This window comes from Candidatus Flexifilum breve, assembly GCF_016713355.1.
In genome coordinates this window covers 324,600-346,001 of the sequence record NZ_JADJPI010000011.1, presented here as the reverse complement: position 1 = coordinate 346,001, position 21,402 = coordinate 324,600, and the positions used below count along the sequence as shown (strand labels likewise).

21 protein-coding genes are annotated in these 21,402 nt (G+C 58.3%); 13 read left to right on the top strand and 8 right to left on the bottom strand.

From position 1 onward, the window contains the following. Positions 1 to 12: 12 nt before the first annotated feature. On the bottom strand, positions 13 to 426 hold the full coding sequence (locus IPK17_RS13350) for a hypothetical protein (protein WP_343418187.1): 414 nt from the start codon (positions 424 to 426) through the stop codon (positions 13 to 15). Between the two features lie 77 nt (positions 427 to 503). Next, complete coding sequence (locus tag IPK17_RS13345) at positions 504 to 1,571, bottom strand: ParM/StbA family protein (RefSeq protein ID WP_343418186.1); 1,068 nt, start codon at positions 1,569 to 1,571, stop codon at positions 504 to 506. A gap of 49 nt (positions 1,572 to 1,620) precedes the next feature. Between IPK17_RS13345 and IPK17_RS13340 the strand changes: the two genes are divergently transcribed. The 13 genes from IPK17_RS13340 (at position 1,621) to IPK17_RS13280 (ending at position 11,674) form a co-directional block, all read left to right on the top strand. Further along, on the top strand, positions 1,621 to 2,592 hold the full coding sequence (locus IPK17_RS13340; RefSeq protein ID WP_343418185.1) for a hypothetical protein: 972 nt from the start codon (positions 1,621 to 1,623) through the stop codon (positions 2,590 to 2,592). Continuing rightward, positions 2,592 to 5,099: a helicase-related protein gene (locus IPK17_RS13335; RefSeq protein WP_343418184.1), complete on the top strand. Its 2,508-nt coding sequence runs from the start codon at positions 2,592 to 2,594 to the stop codon at positions 5,097 to 5,099. The genes IPK17_RS13340 and IPK17_RS13335 overlap by 1 nt, the downstream gene beginning before the upstream one ends. Further along, positions 5,050 to 5,997, top strand: a complete 948-nt coding sequence (locus IPK17_RS13330) for a DNA-primase RepB domain-containing protein (protein WP_343418264.1) — start codon at positions 5,050 to 5,052, stop codon at positions 5,995 to 5,997. Before IPK17_RS13335 ends, IPK17_RS13330 begins: the two co-directional genes overlap by 50 nt. A gap of 13 nt (positions 5,998 to 6,010) precedes the next feature. Beyond that, positions 6,011 to 6,691 carry a hypothetical protein gene (locus IPK17_RS13325; protein WP_343418183.1) on the top strand — a complete coding sequence of 227 codons (681 nt, stop codon included), beginning with the start codon at positions 6,011 to 6,013 and terminating at the stop codon, positions 6,689 to 6,691. 29 nt (positions 6,692 to 6,720) lie between these two features. After that, positions 6,721 to 6,939 (top strand): hypothetical protein, encoded by a 219-nt coding sequence (locus tag IPK17_RS13320; RefSeq protein ID WP_343418182.1) that lies wholly within the window; start codon positions 6,721 to 6,723, stop codon positions 6,937 to 6,939. 2 nt (positions 6,940 to 6,941) lie between these two features. Continuing rightward, entirely contained in the window at positions 6,942 to 7,202 is a 261-nt protein-coding gene (locus IPK17_RS13315; protein WP_343418181.1) for a hypothetical protein, read from the top strand. Then, a complete protein-coding gene (locus tag IPK17_RS13310) occupies positions 7,199 to 8,083 on the top strand; it encodes a hypothetical protein (protein ID WP_343418180.1) in 885 nt (294 codons plus the stop codon). Before IPK17_RS13315 ends, IPK17_RS13310 begins: the two co-directional genes overlap by 4 nt. Further along, positions 7,980 to 8,684, top strand: a complete 705-nt coding sequence (locus tag IPK17_RS13305; protein WP_343418179.1) for a hypothetical protein — start codon at positions 7,980 to 7,982, stop codon at positions 8,682 to 8,684. Before IPK17_RS13310 ends, IPK17_RS13305 begins: the two co-directional genes overlap by 104 nt. Next, positions 8,681 to 9,472: a ThiF family adenylyltransferase gene (locus IPK17_RS13300; protein WP_343418178.1), complete on the top strand. Its 792-nt coding sequence runs from the start codon at positions 8,681 to 8,683 to the stop codon at positions 9,470 to 9,472. Before IPK17_RS13305 ends, IPK17_RS13300 begins: the two co-directional genes overlap by 4 nt. Next, positions 9,472 to 9,711, top strand: coding sequence for a hypothetical protein (locus IPK17_RS13295; RefSeq protein WP_343418177.1), 240 nt, complete (start codon positions 9,472 to 9,474; stop codon positions 9,709 to 9,711). Before IPK17_RS13300 ends, IPK17_RS13295 begins: the two co-directional genes overlap by 1 nt. After that, on the top strand, positions 9,708 to 10,115 hold the full coding sequence (locus IPK17_RS13290; protein WP_343418176.1) for a hypothetical protein: 408 nt from the start codon (positions 9,708 to 9,710) through the stop codon (positions 10,113 to 10,115). The genes IPK17_RS13295 and IPK17_RS13290 overlap by 4 nt, the downstream gene beginning before the upstream one ends. A 14-nt stretch (positions 10,116 to 10,129) precedes the next feature. Further along, entirely contained in the window at positions 10,130 to 10,747 is a 618-nt protein-coding gene (locus tag IPK17_RS13285) for a hypothetical protein (RefSeq protein ID WP_343418175.1), read from the top strand. A gap of 561 nt (positions 10,748 to 11,308) precedes the next feature. Then, the gene (locus IPK17_RS13280) at positions 11,309 to 11,674 is read left to right on the top strand and encodes a single-stranded DNA-binding protein (RefSeq protein ID WP_343418174.1); all 366 of its coding nucleotides are present in this window, start codon (positions 11,309 to 11,311) and stop codon (positions 11,672 to 11,674) included. Between the two features lie 359 nt (positions 11,675 to 12,033). Here IPK17_RS13280 and brxL read toward each other — a convergent pair whose 3' ends face one another. The 6 genes from brxL to IPK17_RS13250 form a co-directional block, all read right to left on the bottom strand. Beyond that, positions 12,034 to 14,067, bottom strand: coding sequence for a protease Lon-related BREX system protein BrxL (gene brxL / locus IPK17_RS13275; protein WP_343418173.1), 2,034 nt, complete (start codon positions 14,065 to 14,067; stop codon positions 12,034 to 12,036). A gap of 9 nt (positions 14,068 to 14,076) precedes the next feature. After that, positions 14,077 to 14,901, bottom strand: a complete 825-nt coding sequence (locus IPK17_RS13270) for a PglZ domain-containing protein (RefSeq protein WP_343418172.1) — start codon at positions 14,899 to 14,901, stop codon at positions 14,077 to 14,079. After that, positions 14,898 to 16,685, bottom strand: a complete 1,788-nt coding sequence (locus IPK17_RS13265; RefSeq protein WP_343418171.1) for a PglZ domain-containing protein — start codon at positions 16,683 to 16,685, stop codon at positions 14,898 to 14,900. Before IPK17_RS13265 ends, IPK17_RS13270 begins: the two co-directional genes overlap by 4 nt. Before the next feature lie 7 nt (positions 16,686 to 16,692). Continuing rightward, positions 16,693 to 18,066 carry a hypothetical protein gene (locus tag IPK17_RS13260; protein ID WP_343418170.1) on the bottom strand — a complete coding sequence of 458 codons (1,374 nt, stop codon included), beginning with the start codon at positions 18,064 to 18,066 and terminating at the stop codon, positions 16,693 to 16,695. 580 nt (positions 18,067 to 18,646) lie between these two features. Continuing rightward, complete coding sequence (locus IPK17_RS13255) at positions 18,647 to 20,572, bottom strand: Eco57I restriction-modification methylase domain-containing protein (RefSeq protein WP_343418169.1); 1,926 nt, start codon at positions 20,570 to 20,572, stop codon at positions 18,647 to 18,649. An 8-nt stretch (positions 20,573 to 20,580) separates the two neighbouring features. After that, positions 20,581 to 21,399: a hypothetical protein gene (locus IPK17_RS13250; protein WP_343418168.1), complete on the bottom strand. Its 819-nt coding sequence runs from the start codon at positions 21,397 to 21,399 to the stop codon at positions 20,581 to 20,583. Positions 21,400 to 21,402: the final 3 nt, after the last annotated feature.

Below are 21,402 nucleotides of genomic sequence, written 5' to 3'. Positions count from 1 at the left end.
TACACCGCCTCCTTACCACTGGGATCGCTTCATGCGTCGCGCCCGGCGGTCACTGTCGTTGTCGGACAGAGCGGGTTCAGTCGGTTGTGGGACAATGCCATTCGCTGGTGTCCGTGCTTCAGGCTGTGTCGACATACCATTGGCTGCTACATGCTGCACCAGCCGTTCCAGATAGCCCGGCATTTCGTTCAGGGCATCGCGTATCCATAGGGTGTCCCGCCGCACTTCCAGCAGTTCAGGAATGGTCAGCAGTTTGTTGCGGCGCGGCTGCTTCCCCAGATACGCCCTGATCAGGTCGCGTAACGCATCGCTGCGTTCGCCTTCATCAATCCCTTCCCACCAGTCCAGGATGTCGCTGTCGGTATCCTCGAATACTTTGAACGTAATCATCCGGTAGCGACGTTTGCTTGTCTTGCGCTTTGCCATTTGTCTCTCCTCCGAGTGGGTCTTACCCGTATCACCCATTGGGCTGACCAGTAAGACCCGCCCCTACACCGAATTGGTTATTTCCGGGCAGCAAAATGGGCGTAGTGCAGATAGCCTCTGGCATTCGCCATCTGTGCATCCGGCACCAGCTTCGTTTGGGGGTAGGCTTCGACCACCTGCTCATACACCAGTTCTGCTCCGCCGCCAGACAGGTAAATTACATCCACCGTCGTGCCGCGCTGCCACTTCTCCGACAGCAGATTGAGGGTCGCGCTGCGGAGCGGGGCGAGTGCTTCCTCGACTTCGGCGCTGTAATCCACTGGTTTGCCGCTCGCGGTGAATATCCCGGTACGGAGAACCTGTTCGACAATCCGGTGGGGCATCTTCTCGCGGTAATCGCGCTCCAGCATGGCGGCAATTCGTTCCTGCGCGGTGTAAACACCACTCTCGACACTGCCGCTTTCGGCATCCACGAAGTCGCCATCGTCATCCAAAATGATGTCCACCGTATACGTGCCAACATCGACCACCCCGGTTCGCATGTAGGTGTGATAGACGTTGATTTCCCCCTGTTCGGTGAGCATCATGGCATACGCCGAACCATAGGGCTGTGGCATGACCATCACTTCGGTCACATTGGCGATGATCTCGGTGGAATCGGTCTTGATGAGATGCTGCCCCAGCAGCGCCTGCTTGAGTCCGCCCGCATCGCGCATATGGTCAACCGGGAGACCGCTGCATAAGCGCAGATGGACGACATCCCGCCCTGACATCCCCTGCGCCAGCTTGCCAATTGCCGCTTTCGCCAGCCGCAGACGGAAGGTATTGCCCATCGTCTTTTCATTCGCTGTGCGCCCACGCAGTCGGAGTAATTCGCCGGGCGGGAGCTGTGCCAGCGCCAGATCGCCGACAAACCAGGTGGAACCGTCGTCATCGGTCAACTGGTCACCGGGATATTTGGCTGCCAGTGCCTCCTGCTGGAACTTGATTTCGCGGGCATGACCCGCAACCGAGGGAAAAGCAATGGCGGTATTGTCCGTCACGACTTTGGTGACACCGTAGCCGATGTCCAACCCAACTGTGAGAATGCCGCCCGATGTAAGGGGTGATTCGGATACCTGCTGCTGATTCTTACGCCTGTTCATTCGATCTGCCTCCATAAACAAAAACAGCCCATCTACTCCTCATCGGTAGATGCGGCTGAAGAACCCACAAATTCAATTGGGGAACAACGGTTCAGGGCGACTGCGACTTCGCCGGGGTCAAAACTCTGCGAATTCGCATGAGTACCACCTGTCAGAAGAAGCGGCGGCGTTCTTCGCCAAAAACAGCCGCAGTGTCGATGTGTGGGCGCTGCCGGGGAAACATCTGGGCGAATATGATCAGATCGTCGTCGCTGCCATCAAAGGTACGCAGCCCGAACCCGGTGCGCTCTACAATGCGATCCTGAGGGAGAAGGCAGAGCCGCGTCCTCTCGTGGTGCAGCCGCAGCCAGTCTATCGCGTCCCACCGCCGCGTGATCCGAACCGCAAGTTCGTGTTCGCGCCCGATGTAATCGACGAAGCGCAGGGCTTGCGGCTCATTACCGATGGAGGCGCGTGGCGTTCCAACGCATTTCAGGCACTGCTCCAGACCCCGCCGCCACCAGCGGACATAGAACCGGTCGTCGCGCCGCGGCCGGGACACCTCGCACTGGTGCTGGCAGCAGGGGTAGCTGATGGCGCGGTCATCGAGACGACGGAGTACGGTTGGGTGGCTTTGCGTGGCAAGACTCGCCATGTCGAACAGATCGCCCGGGTAGAGGTCGAAGCCGATCCCAATGACCCGGAACGGCAGGTCAAGAAGACAACCATCCGGCTGAAGCCCTCGACCACGCTCTCGCTCTTGAGCGGCGATGGCACGACGGTCGAGATGGAAGGCGACGAGGCGCTGCTCGGTTTCATCACCGCCAACAAGCGGGCGTTAGCCGGATACCTGAATGCAAAGTTCAAGCCCATGTACCGCTTCGACTTCGCAGGCATCGGGCACTGGCTGGATCGCATCCGGCTCAAGGGCAAATACCCGATGTATACCGCGCAGAAGCATGTGGTTGGCGCAATCGCACGCGGTTTCCAATCGCGCGACAGTATCCTGCTCATTGGTTCGATGGGTACGGGAAAACGTTGATGGGCGGATCCGCCGCCGTCAGCATTGCGTCCGGCATAGTGAAGGCAATGACGAACGACATGCGCCCAGATCAGGTGGTGCTGATCGTCGCGCCGCCCCACCTGATTGAGAAATGGAAACGGGAACTGGCAAGCATCGCGCCGAAAGCCGTCATCGAACGGTTGGATAGGCACGAAGCGGTCAAGTCGTTCCTCCAGCGCGCCGAAACCCTGCCCGCGAATGTGCCGAAGATCGGGCTGATCAAGCGCGACCTGACGAAGCTTGGCTGCGCGTGGGAACCGTCGGTTGCCTGGCGGACGGAAGCGGTTGCCCTCTGGCGGCACGGCACGCCTGTCCCGCATGGGTACTTGCCGAACCACCGTATCCGACGTGAACGTGTGCCGAAATGTCCACACTGCGGGAACACCGTCATGCAGGAGAAGAAGGGCGTGAGCGCACCCGCCTCGCAATCGTGGCTGGAAGGCGGCAAACGGTCATGCGCAGTCTGCAATACACCGCTCTGGGGCGAAAGCCGGGATCGCGGTTCACAGCCGAAGCCCGGTGAGAAGTACGCGACCAAGAACCCGCGCTATCGCCTTGATGAATACATCAAGCGCATGTTCCCGGATCGCGTGTATCTGCTCATTTGGGACGAGGTGCATGAGGCGCAGCATTCGGACACGGGGAACGGCGAATCCTTCGCACGCATGGCAGGCATGGCGAAGAAGGTCTTGGCGATGACCGGCACACCCTTCAATGGACGCGCTTCGTCGATCTTCAACCTGGAGTACGCGCTGAATCCACGTGTGCGCGAACGGTATAACTGGGGCGGTGGTAAGCGACTTGCACGTAAGCAGCGCGGCACACGCGCGTTTCAGGAAGTCATCAGCGAGAGCGCCAATCAGCGTGGTCGCGCCGAGTCAAGGTGGGTCAGTGAGATGGGGGTGCGCGAACAGGTGGTTGAAGAACGCCCCTCCTATGACCGCGACACGGGCGCGTACACCGGTACGTCCACCTACGAGCGTCCCTATGAAGAAGCGCCGGGAATCTCGCCGCTGCTGGTCGCGGAAGTGTTGGATCACGCCATCTTCTTCAGCTTGGGCGATCTGGGGAAGGCGCTCCCACATTACGAGGAGATTGCGCTCCCCGTCGAACTGGATCCCGATGTGTACGCCGAATATGACCGCACCCGCCAGCGCCTCAAAGACTACCTGATCCAGCGCCGATGGGAGGGCGACACGACATTTCGCGGGGCATATCTTCAATGGTCGATGGGCTGGGTCAACGCGCCGTTCCGTCCGTATGAAGTGATCCACAACCTCAAGCATCCGATCACCGGCGCGAAAGAGCCGTACACCGTCGCTTCAATCCCCAGCTACGGCGAAGACCGCATTTTCGCCAAAGAGCAGGCGCTCATCGACCTCGTGCGCGACGAACTCGCGGCGGATCGCCCCTGCGTCATCTACTTTCGCCAGACCGCCACCCGCGATATTCAGCCGCGTCTGGAGAAGCTCCTCCGAGAACACATCCCGCTGGCACGCACCTTCATCCTATCCAACACCGTCGATGCCGAGCGGCGCGAAGCGGTCATCGAGCGCGAGATCGCTAAAGGAACCAATGTTGTTCTCTGCAATCCTGAGCTGGTCAAGACGGGTTTGGATCTCATCCACTTCCCGACGCTGATCTTCTTCGAGATCGTGTTCAACCTCTCGACGATGATGCAGGCGGCAGCGCGCTCGTACCGCCTGAACCAGACGCACGCACACTGCAAAGTGGTCTATCTCTTCGCTGAAGGCACGATGGAGCAAACCGCCGTGCAGCTCATGAGCCGCAAGCAGCGTGCCGCGAAATTGCTCACCGGCGATATCGGGCTGACCGGACTGGACGCGCTCACCGAAGGGGAGGGTGGTTTTGAAGAAGCCTTGCTTGAAGCCATCGGGCGCGACGAGACACTGCTTGATCCGACGGAATTGTTCAAGGCAGAGGCGAAGGTCGGGGAGATCGATCAGGAAGATGCCGCGTACTGGAACGTTGAGGAAGTGACGCTCGCCGCCGAAGCTATGGTCGCTGATAAACCCGATGCGCTCATCGCGGCGGCGCTGGAGATGGGCGCGACGATATCACCGATTAAGTCTGTCGAACAGCGAATGGCTGACGGCGCGTTACGTCCGGTCGAAGCGATCACGGCGTATCTGGAGACAGTTCACATCTTCACCGACGAAACGCTGTGGACGCAGCGGCGCGGCGAACTGCTGGCGCTGCTCGATGGTGGGACAGCAGATGGGATCGCAGCTTGGCTCACCGAACAGCATGTCGTCTTTCCCGGCTTTGAGCGGGAAGTCGCGGGGAAACTCGTCGCCTTGGCGAGCGCTCAGCCCGACTCCACGCCTGCACTGCACATCGTCACACCAACTCGTGCGACGGCAGCGCCGAAACGGGAGCGCAAACAAGTGCGTGAACCTCTGGTGTTTCCCCGACATGAAACCGTCCCCGACGAAGCCTTCACTCAACAAATGGCGCTGTTCTGATGCCATGCGTCAAGCCTTCTTCGACGCGCTGTTCACCCGCTGCACAGAGTACGCCGACGCCCGCCTCACGCTCACCTCCATCCATCCTGACGGCAAGCACTCCACACCCTCTCGTCACATTCCGCTGCATGACAAGGCTGCACTACGCGAGGCGCTGACAGACCTTGACCGAGCGAACGCGCTCGGTTGGGGCGCGTACTTCGCGGTTGGATTGCGTCGTCCAAGACTTACTCGCTGGCAGCGCGGTGGTGCAGCCGAGGTCGTCGCGCTCCCGGCGTTGTTCGTTGATGTGGATGATCCCTCAATCGAAGCCCTGAAACGGCTGCAACGCGCCGATCCAGCGCCATCGTGCATCGTTGCGAGTGGCGGCGGATTCCATGCCTACTGGTGGCTCGACGAACCGACAGCCAATCTGCCCACAGCGCGTGACCTGTTGCGCGGATTGGCGACTGCACTGCATGGTGACTACCTCAGCGTCGCGCAGAGCTTGCGTGTTCCCCAGAGCCATAACAACAAGCCCATGCGTGGCAATGCACTCTGCCAGGTGCTGGAACTGCACGATCACCGGTATCCGATGGATGCGTTCAAGGCGTATCTGCCGTCAGATCGCTCCCCGCCCCGCCCATCATCAGCAGCAAGCATACCTGTATCTCGTGCGCCGATCCCGCTGAATGCCGACATGCTTCAGCGTGTCGCCGATGCACTGCTGGCGTCCGGGTGCAAGCCACGCGGTGACTGGCTGAACGGCGCATGTCCGTTCCCGCAGCGCCACAAGCACGCAGACCGACACCCGAGCTTTGGGTTTAACAGAAAAAGCGGATACGGCTTTTGCCATGTCTGCGGCACGCTGCTGCTTAAAGACCTGTACCCGGCACTCGGTATTTCATCCATTACATGAGAAAGGAATCCCCATGAGTTCGAAACCGCCCACCCCCAAACCGATCATGATCACGCTGACCCTGCCTGACACAGACAGCGAGAACAAGACCGGCAGGCTGCTCGTGCAGCGTGGCGATCTCGCCCGCGTGCATCAGTTCACCTACGAGCGCGTCGCTGATCTGACCGAAGTCATCGCCGACGCGCTCATCGCTTTCGCTGCCGTCGAAGCCGATCCGCCGATCATTCCCGATCTGACTCCGCCCAAACCGCAGTCGCGCAAGCAGGCAGAACAGCCCGCACCGCCCAGCGAACCAACCGTCGATATTCCGCTGAAGAAGGGCAAGAAAGCAGTCAAGATCAGTCACCTTAAGATCACGGGCAGGGAAACCGACGCGGCGGCTTACCGCCAAGCGGTGCTGATCGCCGGGAAACTGATTGACGGCAAGTTATGGGACGGCGAGTCGCCGATCCGCATCGACGATGTGTACGCGCTGGCAAAGAAGATGAAGCACCTAACCGAGCGTGATCTGTCGCTGTTCGCGCTCACCGACTTCGTGCAGACGGGCGATCCCACCGAATCGGACGACACATCGCTGATCGATGAGGTAGATGACGAAGACGCGCTCACCCTCGAAGCGCCGCAGCATCCGGTTATTTCCAGCAATGGGCATCACGGCACGAACGGTGCCACCGAACAATCCGCGCTTCTGTAACTCACTTATCCCGAAAGGAATGCTTCACCATGACCGACCAGAACCCGACCCAACCGACACGTATCCTCAAGATCGGCGCGACCCGCATCGTTGCGGATGCCAGCCTGTCCCACCTGAATCCCGAACAGCTTCGGGAAACGCTCAAAATCACCTACCCGGAGATCGCACACGCGACCCTGCGTGAAACCAGACTGGAAGATGGCACGCAGGTGCTGGAGTGGGTAGCTATCGCTGGTAGGAAGGGGTGATCATGCTCGGCTCTCCGTTTGGACTGGAGGAATTGCGTGCATGTCTTGCTGGGATCGCGCCGGTCGAACTCAAGGGCATGGGGCTGCTGCGCGCGCAGCCCCACCTGCTCGCCGGAACCGCACCAATCCCCCGTTCGCAGTTGGTCGAAGCGGTGACGGAGATCGTCGCTTACACCGGACGCTGCACAGCGGCGGCGCGGCAGTTGGCACAGATCACCCCGATTCCCATTCGCGCCGTCGGCATCGTGGAGTACGTCCTGTGAACGCCATCAGCGCCACCTACCAACAACTCGCGGTCGCGCTCACCGCCGATTCGCTCCTGCTGCTGGCATCCGCCGTCGCCACGTTCGATCCGTTCTGGGCAGCATTTGATGAGCCGGACATCGACCACGAAACCGATCCGCTCACGATTGCACTGCAAGTGACACGCGGCGCGTTCCCCGACATCTATGCCCAAGCCGTTGAGCGGCTGCGGGCGGGCGCATCGCATCAAGAGATGGATCGACTGCTGTGCAAAGCGATTTCCGCCAAAGGCATCCTCCTCGACGACTTGGAAACCATCGGGTGGGGCATCCCCCTGAACGCGGTCGGCGTCGATCTGGAAGACCCGGACTTCTATGCCATTCACGCCGATTTGCTGCCGATCCTTGCGCCGTTCGGCATCGACATCCCCGAAGGCGAGACGTACAGCATCGATATTCCCGACTGTGTATATCCTGCCGGGCACGCAATAGCCGCCAGTTTGCACGAGCAGCACGATCCAGCGCTGCGGCAGGTCGGGTGGCTGTTCAGTTGGTTATTTAGCTGTTCCGGGGACAGTCTTGTAGACCAGACCGACGAATCGCTTGCCGAAATCCCGCCGCTCTCATGGTCGCCGGATGACATCGCCTTCGCCATCGAACTCATCGACGAGGCGGAGGGCATTCTGCGCGACGTGCAGGCAGGTGTCGAAATCCTCAAGTCCACCCCGTGGCTCCAAGCCGAATTGGAGCGCAATGTCGCGCATCTGTATCGTGAATTCAAGCGAAAAGGCAAACTCGATGAACGGACAATCCGATTGGCATGGACGCGCCCTGACGACGGCACTGACGGAACAGCCGTCGCTGACCCTCAGTTTTTACTCGTTCGGCGTGATGCTGCGTAAGACCGAAGGCGAACTCACGCAAGAATTCCCTGTGGATCCGGCGCAGATCGCGCTGGCGCTAGCGGCGAAGGTCACGTTCGATACGGGGCTGCTCGGCGGAAACACGCTGCTCGTCCGGCAAGATGGCGTGAAGAAAACCATCGTCGAATACCGTCCACCACAAAAGACCGGCATCTTTCTTGACGATGCAGAGACGGCGCTGCGCGTGCCGCTCCCCGGTATGGTCATGATCCGCGTGACCGCCAGCGAGAAAACACCCCAGTACGGCGTGTTCGCTGTGAAGCGCCGCCCGGAGAGTCTCGATATCCCCCTGTTTCAGGCACCGATTCCCAACGTGTTTGGTTCAGGGGCGATCTGCTGGGGAACGGTGCAGCGGGTAACGGATGCAGCGTTGCGCAGCTCGTCGCTGGCAGAAGACTGGGCAATGCTGATCGGGTCGTCCTTTGGCAATCACGCGTGTTCGGGTAAATCCCGCAGCCATCCGCAGGATATTCGCGCCAAGCTGGTCGCTCTGGAAGCCCAAAAGACGAAGCGGTATCCGGTATCCGATTTGATCCCCGTCAAGAAAACGCTGGCACACCTGCTGGGAGAGGCAACATGAACGGCATTTTCGACCCCAATACGCACATCAAGACCATCACGCTGGTGGGCGTGGGCGGTACGGGCGCATCGACTGCCCGGATCGTCGCCCGCATCCTGTACGACATGCAGCGCGCCCGGCAGCATACGCCGTCGCTGGTGCTGATCGACCCGGATCGCGTCGAGGAAAAGAACATCGGGCGGCAGGCGCTGTTTGCCCCGGCGGACATCGGGCAGTTCAAAGCCGAATGCGTTGCTCGACGGCTGAATGCCGCGCTGGGTCTGGACATCGGCTGGATCGCGGAACCGGTCGACCCGGAACGCCATGCTGATCGTTTCGGCTCCACGCTGGTGATTTCGTGCGTGGATAATCACGAGGCGCGCCGTGCTGTCCACCGGATGAAGGGAGTGCTGATAAGTGGGGGTAACCACGCGGACGCGGGCCAGATCTGCATCGGAAATGTAGACGATGTAGACCTGATGCGCCGCTTCATCGATGGGCGCGACGGAAAGTATCCGTATCTGCCGAAGGAAGGGCTGCTTTTCCCGGCGCTGCTCGAACCGGAACCGCCGTCAGAGCGTCCGCTCGCAGTGCTGGGCGCATCGTGTGCCGATCTGGTGGATGCGGGCTACCAGCACTTGCTGATCAACGACTGGATTGCGACGGTGATCGGCACCTATGTTTACAAACTCCTCCACCGGCAGCCCATCCGCACCTTCGTCACGTTTGTGAGTCTTGATGGAATCAGCAGTCGGAGCCTCATCGTTTGTAAAGACGAGTTGTTGGCATACTTACCAGAGCAAACCTGATGCTCCACTGCAAACGCCAGAATTATCATCGCTCCAAACTGCCGCCGCCCGGCGCTGTCGGGCACATCGTCGGGCTGAGGACGGTCAATCCGCGCCGTAAGTGCATTGTGAGCCACTACCCGCTGTGCGACAGCGCCGATTATCGCTACAGCATCGGCATTCACACGGTTTGGGTACGCTTCCTCGACAACAGCGAATTTGCCCGCTTCAGCGGCATCTGGTTTGAGGAAGTGCCATGACCACACTTACCCACCTCGATTGGCAGCCCGTCATCCTGCTTAAAGTCGTCCGTCTGCCATTCAGCGATCTCGGCGGACTCTCGCTGAAATGCGCCTACCTCGCGCATGAGGGGGAACGCTTGCTCTACGCGGATTGGACACTCGATGCCGCCGAGCGCGCGGAACCGCTCGTCTTCGCTACCGGTTGGACATTCACATCGATGCCGACCCTGCCGTTCCGCTTGCACGGAGACGGCGCAAAACGTGTTCCGGCAGGGACATGGGTGCTGCCCTACAAGGACAGCCTGTACACGCTCTACGGCACCGCAAGTGCAGTTCTCACACGACTTCTCCACCAGATCGATCACCACCCGACCGATCCGAATACCATCACCACGCTCATTCGTCTCACTGAATCCATCTAACAAAGGAATATCCCATGATTCACGATCCGAAAGCCACTGCCATGCAACGGTATCATGGCCGTTTCGACGCGGCACAGTACAACGCCATCGGCGAGTTTCTCGCCTCCAATCTGAACGCCGATCGCGATGAATCGCGCGTTGTTGACATCCTCGTCGCCTTACAGAATACGGCGTTTGGTCTGTGCGATCATCCAGATTTCGCTGCGGCATGGCATCTACTGGCGGTGCAGTGCGGGCAGAACTTCCTCTCGTTCCACACCGTTGATGCGATGCGCGATTTCCTGCGCCACTTCGCCCCAGACGATGTTCGCATCGATGACTTCGAGGCGACCGCCAAAGGGATGCTGCGCGCCTACAGCGGGTTGGATGATCTCCAGACGGCGACCGCTCACGCGAACGGTGTCCATTCGTGGCAGGGACGCATAGCATACGAACTCCTCGCCGCTGTCGATTACCTGACCCAGACCGCGATCCAGATGCTCGCCCATGGCGACGAAAACTACGCCCGCGAAAAGTTGCACAATGGCTTGAACCGCATCACCGGCGCACTCTATGAAGGCGTTCGCCATAGTAAACAACCCGCGCTGTACAACTTCAAATCGACCTACTTCCCCGACGAGCGCGACCGCTGAGTCTCATCTGCCGGATCGTTCCACTCGCTGACCAAACCGTTCTCTGGCACGTGCAGTCCGGGCTGCATCGATCCAGCTCGACGGGCGTGCACAGTTCCGTCCGCACAGACGCAAACCCGCCGTCTGCTCCAGCTTGTATGGGACATGCCGCTGACTCCGCTGTTTCCAGCACCGCAGCCCATCCTTCATTTCGCCCCGCATCGCGTCGATCTGCCAAGTGCCGCGCTTGCTCACCACTGCCAAACGGTTCTGCCTCCGTCCGGTCACACATTCGCCCGTCGCGCCCAACTGTCTCCTTCGGCGCGGCGCTTCGTCCATCCGACCTGAAAACGTGTCGATTTGTCGCTGACCATCCTAGCAGGCGCACCTCCCATCAAAGTCCTACGGACTTCGCTTAACCCGATTGCTCCGGGCTTGCGCCATGCTCAGCTTCGCTGAGCCTTCACCGCAATCAGGTAGCGCCCTTTGGGTGATGGTCGGCGTGATCGCCTGCTCTTGTCCGGTCAGAAATCGACACAGGGTCGATGAACGGCAAAAGCGCACAAGCGCGAGGAGTTCACAATGGGCAGCTCGTTGAATATGCAGGTGACCGGGTACGTTGGCAGTGATCCGCAGGTGCGGCAGGTGGGTGAGCAGACGGTCGCGTCGTTCTCGGTGGCGGTCAGCCGCAAGAACCGCGCGGGCGAAAAACAGACCGTCTGGGTGCGAGTGTCGTGCTGGAATAAATTGGCGGACATCGCGGTCAAGTACGTCCACAAAGGATCGCTGATCCAAGCGACTGCAGAGTGGCTGCGTCTGAGCGCATGGACGGATCAAGGCGGCACGCCGCAGCCGAGCCTCGACATCGATGCCAATCGCCTCGTCCTGCTGGATCGCGCCGAGAACGGCGACAACGGTCACAGCGAAGAATCCGATATTCCGTTCTAAAATAGCTCAGTCCGCAGCGGTGTTGTCGGGTGACTGACAGCACCGCTTTTCTCAAGTTACATTGGATTCGTCTCAAGTTAGCTGGACAATGAGTCGCCGTGCTTCTCGTAGGGTGGGCGAGTCTCGTCTCAAGTTACGTTGGAATTCTTAAGAGCGACATGGCGGAGCCGAGCCTCGAAATGGATGACACCCGCCTCGTCCTGCTGGATCGCGCTGAGAACGGCGACAAGGATCACAGTGGCGACGACGATGTCCCGTTTTGATAGAGGCGATCATAGGAGTTGGCACACATGTGCCGCTTCGTATTTCAACTCATCTCACAGGAACTCGTTGGCAGCAGAGCATCAACCGGCATCGAATCATCCGATTCCTAATGCCTTCATCGCTGCAGACAATGGATCGGAGTAAAAGATTGGGTCAACTTTTTCGAGTGTGTCCGGAGGTACTTCAAGAAACAGCCGTCGACTCGCCGTTGGGATCAGAACACGCCTCCCGCCATTATCCATAACCACTCTTAGAGGCTCAATCAAGCTTTGCAGTGGGAGAATATTGCCTTGAATCGTCATTTCGCCAATCACCGCAAGTCCGGGCAGGGCAGGTTTGCTGCGTAAGAGGGAGTACAGAGCAACAAATAAACCGACGCCTGCATCGGCACCATCTTTCGTATGTGACAAGTTCACGACTTGTACATGAAAATCGTTCGCGTCCAACTCTTGTTGAATACCGAGCATGCGGGCGTTTGCGCGTACATAGTCGAAAGCAGTCATAATACTTTGTCGGAGCTGCTTCGTTATCTCTCCACTAATCCGCAGTTTGCCATTGCCGCCGAACATGCTTACCTCAATGCGTCCGACGAACACGGTATTGTTGTCGGTCAGCGCAGCAATGTTTACGCTTCCAGGTGGCAGGGGGTCTTGACCGATGAGATGCTGTCCCCCCTCTTCAGGAACACCGACAAACTGCTCAGTCATTGTTTCCGTATCAATATAAGAAAATGAGGTTTGGTAGTACTCAAATGACCCCATCTTTTTCAGTTGTTCTTTGACGCGACGGCGACCTTCGAGCGCCAACTCCAGATATTCCTGTAACTCTTGACGATCAAACTCACCTGAAGGATGCAGCAATTTCAGCAGACCCGACACCGTGCGGCGCACTGCTCTGGCATCACGCGTGTTGAGGTGACTTCCAAGACTGAAATGCTGATCAAGCAGCTGAGTGAAGCTCTGACGACGCAGCTCGCGCATGACTTCTGCGAGGTAATCTACGATGAACCCAAAATGCGTGGTGAAAAACTCATTGCGCATCTTCGGCATTTCCCAGCCGGGAAGATAGAAATGCAACCGGTCAATGAGCGCCATGTCCTGCATGTCTTCAGGGAGCGGCTGGAACAATGTGGAAGTTTTTAGAAGCAAATCTATGGGCTGATTGATATTGCCGTTGAAGACCATTGAAGCATCGGCAACAAGTTCCTCTTTGCCTCGGCTGAAGCTACCGCTTTCCATGTAGTCCTTCATGATTTGGATCGCGGTCTTGTCAGAGAACTGGATACCTGCAACCTCGTCAAAGGCGACGACATCCCACAGTCCAACGAGTCCGACCTGACGCGAACTCATGTTGTAAAACAGGTTTGCGACGGTCGTTTTGCCACCAGAGATGAGGATTGCGTAGGGCGACAAGTCACGGAAGACGAATGACTTGCCCGTTCCCCGAGGACCGAGTTCGATCAGGTTGTAGTTGCGCTCGATCATTGGGACAAGACGCATCAACATCAGGAGCTTCACGCGATGTGTGAAGTGACTGGGTTCGAAGCCAATCGAGCGGATCAGCAGGTCGATCCATTCCTCAGTAGCGAAATCATCACGGGCAGCCGTATATTCCGCGAGGTCAAGCGTGGAGACCTGAATCGGACGCAGATCGGTGATGAAGAAAGGGCGGGCTTTGTTTCCTTCGGTATCCTGATCCGCCATAAACTCCAAATCGACTTGGCACCATACACCTCCCTGCAAGAGGCGTTCATAACGACGGACGAAGTGATCGGGAATATGTACGAATCGATGCCCGAAGTTCACGAGTTCTGCCCAATACTTCGAGCCATCCAGCCGAACCAGCACCTTGTCGATGTAGCGCTGCTGCCCGTGTTCCTTGACGCGCGACTGCGCTTTCATTGCCTCATCTGGACGGATAATGCTTTCAGCTAGTGTCGTATGGACCATCCTCAGACCGGCTTGAATGGCATTTTCGTCGTTGGTCGCACAGTAGCGACCAAGAAGGTACTCAAGCACGTAAGTAGGCACATTGACGCCGACCTTCACCTGCTGAACAAGGTCTTTTCTAACGACTTTTCCGGCAAAGAGGCGTGTTGCCTTTTCGTCTAGGCTATCGAGTTCAACCACTGTCAGACCTCACTCAAACAGGTTTAAGCTAACCGGAATGTTCGGTATGTTCGCCAGCACTGCGCCCGTCACTGCATTCAGCAGACAGACATCGGTTGCTGCGATAGATTTTTCTGTCAATTGTACTGTCACCGTGTTTGTCTCAATGCTGCGTGTCACCGCATCACTAATTCTCAGTCTAACATCCTTCGTTGCATCATCGAAACCGTATGTTGCTGAGACGGGAACGGATACGGCCTGACCTCCGCTGCGCAGCTCGATGCGCACGAGCGGCGGTTCGAACGACCACAGTTCGCTAGCGACGGCATCAATAGCGACCGAGACAAACGGTGAAGTGATCTTGGCGCTTCCGAGGGTGAGGTTCCACTTCAGAGCGGGCGGTGCTTCTGCTACAGCACCAACGGGTGACACAACCAGCACCGGAATAACCACTTCCTGCAATGCAAGCCCACCGTGGAAGTACTCCGCGTTGCCGCCTTGCACTTTGAAAGCCGCCAGACCGACCGGAGTAACCAATTCAAGCTTGCCGCCGATCCCAAACGCCGACAGGGGAGTCCGCATGGTTGATGGGTGACTGTCTCCGCCCACTCCAACCCACACACGCCGCTTGAGCAGCGACGCTTGATCGCCGCCCGGCGCATCGATCTTCTGACCATCATCCAGACGATCCGCAAGGATGAAACCGTGATCGGCAGTCACGACGATTTCTTGGATTCCAGCCGCCGCCAAGGCTGACAGCCCACGCCTGAGCAGGCTCAAGACATCATCAAGCGAACGACGCGCTTTCTGCGGCATGTTTTCACCGAGACCGTCGATATCATCGGAAGCGGTCACGACGACGACCTGAGCCTCCGCCAGCTTACGACTGAGTGCCGGTGTTCGCAGCGGGCGATCTCATCTAGGGTTGTCTCGACGATCTCAGCACCGACCGCCGTTTTGATGCGTTCCATTCGTGCCTTTGCCGTGCGCACCGCTTTTCCGCCAATCTGCGGGACAAGCGCGCCTTTCTCAAATGTCAGCGTGATCCCATCTTCCGCGCCGGGCATCAGTGCCGCCATACCCACGTCGGTGATGGTGGGCGGCGTTGCCAGAGCAGGCGTAATCTGAACGCCCCAGCCCGGTTCTGCTGAAGTGAGCAGGGTTACAAACTCGCGCGCCATCTCAAAGCGAAACGCATCGACCAGAATGTAGGCGACCCGCCCCTTGCGGACGCGCTCGGCAACGAAGCTGCGATAGATGTCAGCCTGTAACTGCACATCGGCGAGTGTGAAATCCTCATCTTTGTAGGCTGGCACGAACAGTTCAGCCAGGCGGTTGATCATGGCGGCATATTGCGCGGATGCCTGCGCGATGAGCCGCTGCAGTGACGCATGTTGTTCAGGATTCAGATCATAGCGGTGGACATCGCGTTCGAGATGGCGATGAGCCGTATCCAGACCGCACCAAGCATTATCCCCGTAGACGTACTCGGCAAACAGTTTGCTCGCCGTCCACTGCTTACCCTTTAGCGCAGTTTCAATGCGCCCGGCTTCCTGAAGCACCCGCCCGGCATTCAGGATGACCTCCCAGCGCGTCTTGATCTCTGGCTTCTGCATTGACCAGAACCCGCCGATGCGCGTGCGTACCAGGTCGAGGAACGGCGTCGATACCCGCTTGAGCAGCGCCTCTTCGATCAGAACTTGCAGGCGAGTCTCGGCAGCCGGGAAGGTTTCAGAGCGCGCAAGGGCATCCACCCCAATTTCGATAGCACTCAGGCTGAGTTCCGTCTGAATTTGCCCCGCCCACTTGATGTATGCGGGTGCGCTGTCGCGGCGATTGCGCCATTGACGGGCGAGTTCGACTGCCGCAGCACGGGCGACTGGCTGCTTGGCAAGCGGGATCGGAGAGGTCAGTCCTTCGGCGGTTGCCTCGAAAAAGTCGGTCGCAAGCACCTGGCGCGCAGCCCGTGCGCGCAATCCTTTCGGGTCCGGGACACCGTTGAAGTCGATCCCCAACGCATCGGTGAAAACTTTCGCCACGTCATGCAGCGCCCCACGCTCGGTGATTTTTACATCAAGCGCTTCATCGCTGAGGAAACGCAGCATGACCTCGGCTGCATTTCCCGTGCCAAAGACGACTGCCAGCGTTCCCGTCTGGGCATCCGCGCCGCGTTCAGCAATTTGATCCAATTCTGCCAGCGACAGCTTCCCGGCGGCGGTTTCGTCCACGATTTGCGCCAGACGCGCATCCGGGAAAATGGGTTCCAGTGCAGCGCGCGCAAGGGCGGGCAAAGCGCTGTTGCATTCTGGTGGGGACTGATCGGGCTGCATGACCACGCCGCCCACTTCATATTCGATCAGCGCGTGGAAAGCCTTCGACTGCGCCAGCGGGACATAGATGAGCAGGCGCGGCGCAGCATTCAGATCGAGGCGTCCCCAGTGTTGTTCGATTTCGTGGCGCAGCGCAAAAAAGCCTTCGCGCGGCGTGTGGCGAAACATATGCGCTGCCCCCACCTGATCGGGCATGAGGGCCGCTGCTACGTCGGCATAAGCGCCGTCCGGGTCATACCAAACGACGGTTCCATGTTTGGCGACCTGCGCCCGAACCAGCGCGATCAGTTTATCGGTGACAATCCCCATCGTGTTTTCAACCCTTGCCCGTGATCAAGCCGCGCGCGTTCATGCGCTGCGACATCGTACTCCACGTATATTCGCCGCGTGTGAGCTTCGTCCACATCGCAGCAGCTTCTTTCCACGGTACGAGTTCATGCAGCGGTGCGATGCTGATCAGCCCGCCATCATTATGATCAGGTGGAAGCCCTAAATTCGCCAACTGACGTACTTTGCTGTGAAAGCCCGTCACTTCATCGACCAGCCGCGTTTGCGCGGTGATTTCGGCATCGCGCTCTTTACGCTGCTTCCGATCCAGCGCCTCAAGCCCGTGCTTGAGATCATTCAGGCGGTCAGTCTCGCGCAAAATCTTCTTGTAGGCGATGTCTTCAGCGATGAACAACGTTTTGTTGTCGATGCGCGGGTAGTACAGCCACATGCCATAGTTGGGGCTGCGCGCGCCGGTTTGCAGAAGCCAGTAGATCGGCGCTTTGCGGCGGCTCTTGGAATAGCGTTTGATGTGGAAGGCGAACAACCCCTGACGCGCATCGCGGAAGATAGCGCGTAGATCTGGTTTTTCCAGCACGCGGCAGATTTCCGCCTCGACTGCATCGGCGCGATCCTCGCCCCATAGCAAAGTCAACACGCCACGCACCCGCGCTACAATGTCGAGCGACTGCGGATTATCTTCCTGCGCCGGGTCATCGACCAGAATGCCTTCCCACGCAATCGGGAGCGGATAGTCGCCTGGTACATCCGCTTGGGCGGCGGGTAGACCGTCGGCGTTCATGAGCGCGCCGGGAGCGCAGCGCGGTAGTGGATCGAACGGTTCGGGCAGCGGCGGGAACAGAGACGGATCGAGCGCCTTACGTATATCCCATCGACCAAATGCCACACCGACGCACCACATGAGCAGATTCAACACCTGCGCGAGCAGGTCATTCGGTGCAGTGGCTTCGTCATCTTCGTCCGGTTCGTCCTCCTCCGCGATCACATCTTCCGCGGTGACGGTTGTCCCCATCTCGCGCATGACTAACTGGCGATCTTCATCACTCATGCCATACAGGTCGAACACGATCTCGTCGATCTGCGTCTGCACAGCAGCAAATTGCTGCGTCCGCTCATCCGCCTGTGCCGCTAGCGTCACCGACGCTGCATTCAGCGAATCGCCGCTCAGTGCTACCAGCGCGGGCAGGTGGAATACATGTGTCGTTTCGTCACTCAAGAAACGTTCACGCTGTAAGTCGTGCGCGCGGCGGGCGAGCGACGCAAGTTCGTCCGCAAACGAGTCGGGAACGGGCGTGCGTTGAAGAACGCCGACTTCATACGAGCCGAACGCCATTTGCAGTTCAACCAGCATCTTGAACACTGTCGAGTTGGTGATACCGAGCATGGCTTGCAGAGTTTTCACATCGTTATTTGCAACGAAAACGGCGGGTCCTTTATCTGCAAAGATGCACCCTGCTGGTAACGCTCGTAGACTGAGTCCTTTTTGGGATCGGCGCGACCAAGTTAGTCCAGGGCGAAAGTACATTTCTTCGCTGCGAATACGTCTGGAAGGCACTTCATGTCGCTCGTTAATAAGATAATCTCGAATGCGCTTTCCTCTATTTTCCCAATCCAGCACCAAAGCTACATCAGCAAAATAGAATGAGAAGCTCCCGCCTTTCGCAAAAGCGTACCAAATCACGTTTTGGTCGTTAGGCAAAGTCTCCCAAAACAGTCTGAGAAATCTTGTGTCATCCAGTGTTGTTAGACCGAGCCGAGCAAATCGCACCTCATTCTCAAGGGAAGGCACTTCAGCGAAAATGTTGAGCGCGTTTGGACTAACCCAGTATGCAAAAGGACTATTCGGTATGGATTCAAAGATGCTTTGAGCTATAGAAAATGAATTCTCTGCATCATCTCCGTCGTTAAGTGCAACAACCTGCGCCTCAAGTGCGGTGGGTTTGTCCTCCACATCCACTTGCAGCAGCCGGAAGAACACCGCTTCAGCCATCATTCGCCTCCTTGCGCTGCATCACGTAGGCTGCGGTCTCCACCATCGCCGTGTCCAGCACGCCGTAGCCTAAATCCGCCATCGTGATGAAGTTCGCTTCTTGCAGCAGGATTTCTTCGCGCCACTTCTGGAAGCTGCTCAGGAAAAACCCGGTGCGGCTGGTGATCGCGCCGAGGTAGCCGCCCGGTCGCAGCAGTTCCAGCCCGCGCTCCACAAACGCGGCGTACAGGTCATTCTTGGTGCGCGGATAGTGCGCCTCGATATAGGCTTTGCCGCCGATGCTCGATGCACCGAACGGCGGATTCATCAGGATCACGTCGAAGGGCTGCACGAGCAGATCGATGAACGCCATCCCCTGAATCGCATCATCAACGAACAGGCGGCGCAGCACGCGGTTATCCAGCGAAGCTTCATGGCTGAAGTCGCGCAGCGCCGCCACGACGCGCGCTTCGGCATCTTCCCAGAAAGCGACATCATCGAGATCGCCCCGCTTCAACGGCAGCGTCAACTGCTGCGGCTTTTCGGGTCCAAATAATGTGAGCTGAATGGCTTCCGGCAGAGCCTCTAGCGCCTTGCGCGTCTTGGCAATGGTCGCCTTAATCGCCGTCTCGATCTGGAGCAGGCTGCCAACTTCGCCTGCTAGTTTCATCTCTTGCCACACGTCGAACAGCATCGTTCCCAGCGCCGCCGGCTTAAGATCACGGGCGAACGCGCCAAGCAGGTCATATTCACCGGGCATCGGCTCCGCGACCACAATGTGAATGCCGTCGATGCGCGGACGCTCCTTCATTTTGAGCTTGAGCGCCTTGTAACTACGCTGCGCCCTTAGCCACAAGGCTAGGGTCGCAATCTGCGCAGCGCGGAGATCGATGTCGATGCCGTGCAGGTTGTGCTGCAAGATCAAACGCGGGATTTCCCGGCGGAAACCCGCCGCGTCGGGAAACTCAGCCCGCAGCGCATCACCGAGATCAGGATCGTCGTAGGCTTCGGCGTAGATGGTTTCCAGCAGGTCGAAGCAGTAGAGCAGAAAGTGTCCGCTGCCGCATGCCGGGTCAAGGATGCGCAGCGTGCGCGGATCGCGCTTGGGCAGGCGGTCAGCATCATCGATGCGCGTGATGAGATATTTGCAGGAGTGCGCCAACGTGGTATCGCCGTCGCGCATCTGCCACCAGGTGCGCGCCAGCGTGTTCTCTGCCAGAAATGCAACCACATAGCGCGGCGTGTAGAACTGGTTGCGGAAAGATAGTTCGTAGGGGTTACGTGGCGCGGCGGACTCTGCGCGGGCAGTCTGGCGCAGCTCTCCGGGGGTGAAATACTGGTACACCCAACCAATCGTTTCGTCTTCCGCCCACGCCTCCGCCAGCGCCGGATCATTCAGCCAGTCCAGCACGGCGATCAGGCAGGGCTGGCTGGGAAACAAGGTTGCCGTGGGTAGGGTCTGGTCAAACAACACGCCGACGATCGACGACAGGTCTTCAAACAGCAGTTCGAGGTACAGCCGATAGCCGCCGTCCGATTCGGCGCGGAAGGCTTCCGGCGCGACCCTTTTGATCTGCGTGAACCCTTTCGATTGATCGCCTGCGCCGACCGCCTGCATGAGGATGCCACGCTCAGGATGCTCAAAGAGTTTGAGCGCCGCCAGACGATTCAGGCAGGTGAAGGCGCTTTCGCGCACATAGCGTTTCAGCGCGTCATCTTCCTTCGATCCGGCATGGCTCTCATGCTGGATGAAGGTCTCGATGGCGGCGCGCTCGGCGCGACCAATGGCATCAAGGTTGGGCAGCGCCTCGACGGGTGTCACCTGACCATCGGCGCGAATGCCGTACACGCCTTCCAACTGCTGGCGGAAATCCGTTTCCAGCAGGCGGCGGCAGTTCACGACCGCGTTGTACAGCAGGTTGCGTAGGGCTTTGTCCATTTATCTCGTTATTCCACTGCCTTTGATAGTTCTTCCACTTGTGTTTTGACTAGTTCATCTAATGCAAGGCAGATATTCTCAATTGTGTCCACCGCATGTTTCGCCCAAGCATATGTGATGTCTTGGGCATCTCCGCCGGGATCTGTCTGCTTTCGATCAGCTCGGTGAATAATATCGTTGCGCCTGCTCGTGGTTTGTTCGAGCGTATCTGACAGTTCTTTCTTGTCTCGCCCGAGATGTGTTGCAAGAGCTTCCCACGGTGCGCTTACACCCAACAAAGCCGCCGTGACATGAATGCCTCGTTTGCTGCTCAAATAACTGAAATTTGTCTGACTTAGGATGCGAGTGGACAAGTATTCAGCCGCGTTTGGATCATCCAGCAATCGAAGGACTTCGTCCAAGTCAAATGACAAATCCTTGAACTGCTGCTTGATGCTTTCGTCACCTGGGCGAAGAAAAGTACGTCCAAGGATACGAATGCGAATAGGCAAATTCGTTCGGAGGAGCGCTGGCAGATAAGTATCTAGTGCTGTGCATGAGGCAACCACCGATTGTCTGAGCAAATGACATAGCGACTTCTGCTTGAATGTCGCTATGTGCATTTGGGCGCGTTCGCGTACCAACCCAAGAAACAACTCGTTATAGATCAGCAGCAGTTCTTCTCCAGCAGTCGCCTGAACAACGCTGCGGAGACTGGTGACCATATCACCATCGCTGGCGATAGTGTCGTTCGAATCGAGCAGGCGATACACGCGCAGGAGCAGGTGCGCCGGACGCATGTTGTCTTCAAACGTCTGGCGCGGGCTGAGAATTTGAATGTCGGGCATCGC

Bases quoted from the DNA above. Each gene is read 5' to 3' on its own strand.
- IPK17_RS13315 (WP_343418181.1), top strand. From the start codon at position 6,942: ATGCTCGGCTCTCCGTTTGGACTGGAGGAATTGCGTGCATGTCTTGCT.
- IPK17_RS13345 (WP_343418186.1), bottom strand. From the start codon at position 1,571: ATGAACAGGCGTAAGAATCAGCAGCAGGTATCCGAATCACCCCTTACA.
- IPK17_RS13330 (WP_343418264.1), top strand. From the start codon at position 5,050: ATGAAACCGTCCCCGACGAAGCCTTCACTCAACAAATGGCGCTGTTCT.
- IPK17_RS13350 (WP_343418187.1), bottom strand. From the start codon at position 426: ATGGCAAAGCGCAAGACAAGCAAACGTCGCTACCGGATGATTACGTTC.
- IPK17_RS13325 (WP_343418183.1), top strand. From the start codon at position 6,011: ATGAGTTCGAAACCGCCCACCCCCAAACCGATCATGATCACGCTGACC.
- IPK17_RS13250 (WP_343418168.1), bottom strand. From the start codon at position 21,399: ATGCCCGACATTCAAATTCTCAGCCCGCGCCAGACGTTTGAAGACAAC.
- IPK17_RS13335 (WP_343418184.1), top strand. From the start codon at position 2,592: ATGGGCGGATCCGCCGCCGTCAGCATTGCGTCCGGCATAGTGAAGGCA.
- IPK17_RS13320 (WP_343418182.1), top strand. From the start codon at position 6,721: ATGACCGACCAGAACCCGACCCAACCGACACGTATCCTCAAGATCGGC.
- IPK17_RS13265 (WP_343418171.1), bottom strand. From the start codon at position 16,685: ATGGGGATTGTCACCGATAAACTGATCGCGCTGGTTCGGGCGCAGGTC.
- IPK17_RS13290 (WP_343418176.1), top strand. From the start codon at position 9,708: ATGACCACACTTACCCACCTCGATTGGCAGCCCGTCATCCTGCTTAAA.
- IPK17_RS13300 (WP_343418178.1), top strand. From the start codon at position 8,681: ATGAACGGCATTTTCGACCCCAATACGCACATCAAGACCATCACGCTG.
- IPK17_RS13305 (WP_343418179.1), top strand. From the start codon at position 7,980: ATGAACGGACAATCCGATTGGCATGGACGCGCCCTGACGACGGCACTG.
- IPK17_RS13255 (WP_343418169.1), bottom strand. From the start codon at position 20,572: ATGGACAAAGCCCTACGCAACCTGCTGTACAACGCGGTCGTGAACTGC.
- IPK17_RS13285 (WP_343418175.1), top strand. From the start codon at position 10,130: ATGATTCACGATCCGAAAGCCACTGCCATGCAACGGTATCATGGCCGT.
- IPK17_RS13295 (WP_343418177.1), top strand. From the start codon at position 9,472: ATGCTCCACTGCAAACGCCAGAATTATCATCGCTCCAAACTGCCGCCG.
- IPK17_RS13340 (WP_343418185.1), top strand. From the start codon at position 1,621: ATGCGGCTGAAGAACCCACAAATTCAATTGGGGAACAACGGTTCAGGG.
- IPK17_RS13280 (WP_343418174.1), top strand. From the start codon at position 11,309: ATGGGCAGCTCGTTGAATATGCAGGTGACCGGGTACGTTGGCAGTGAT.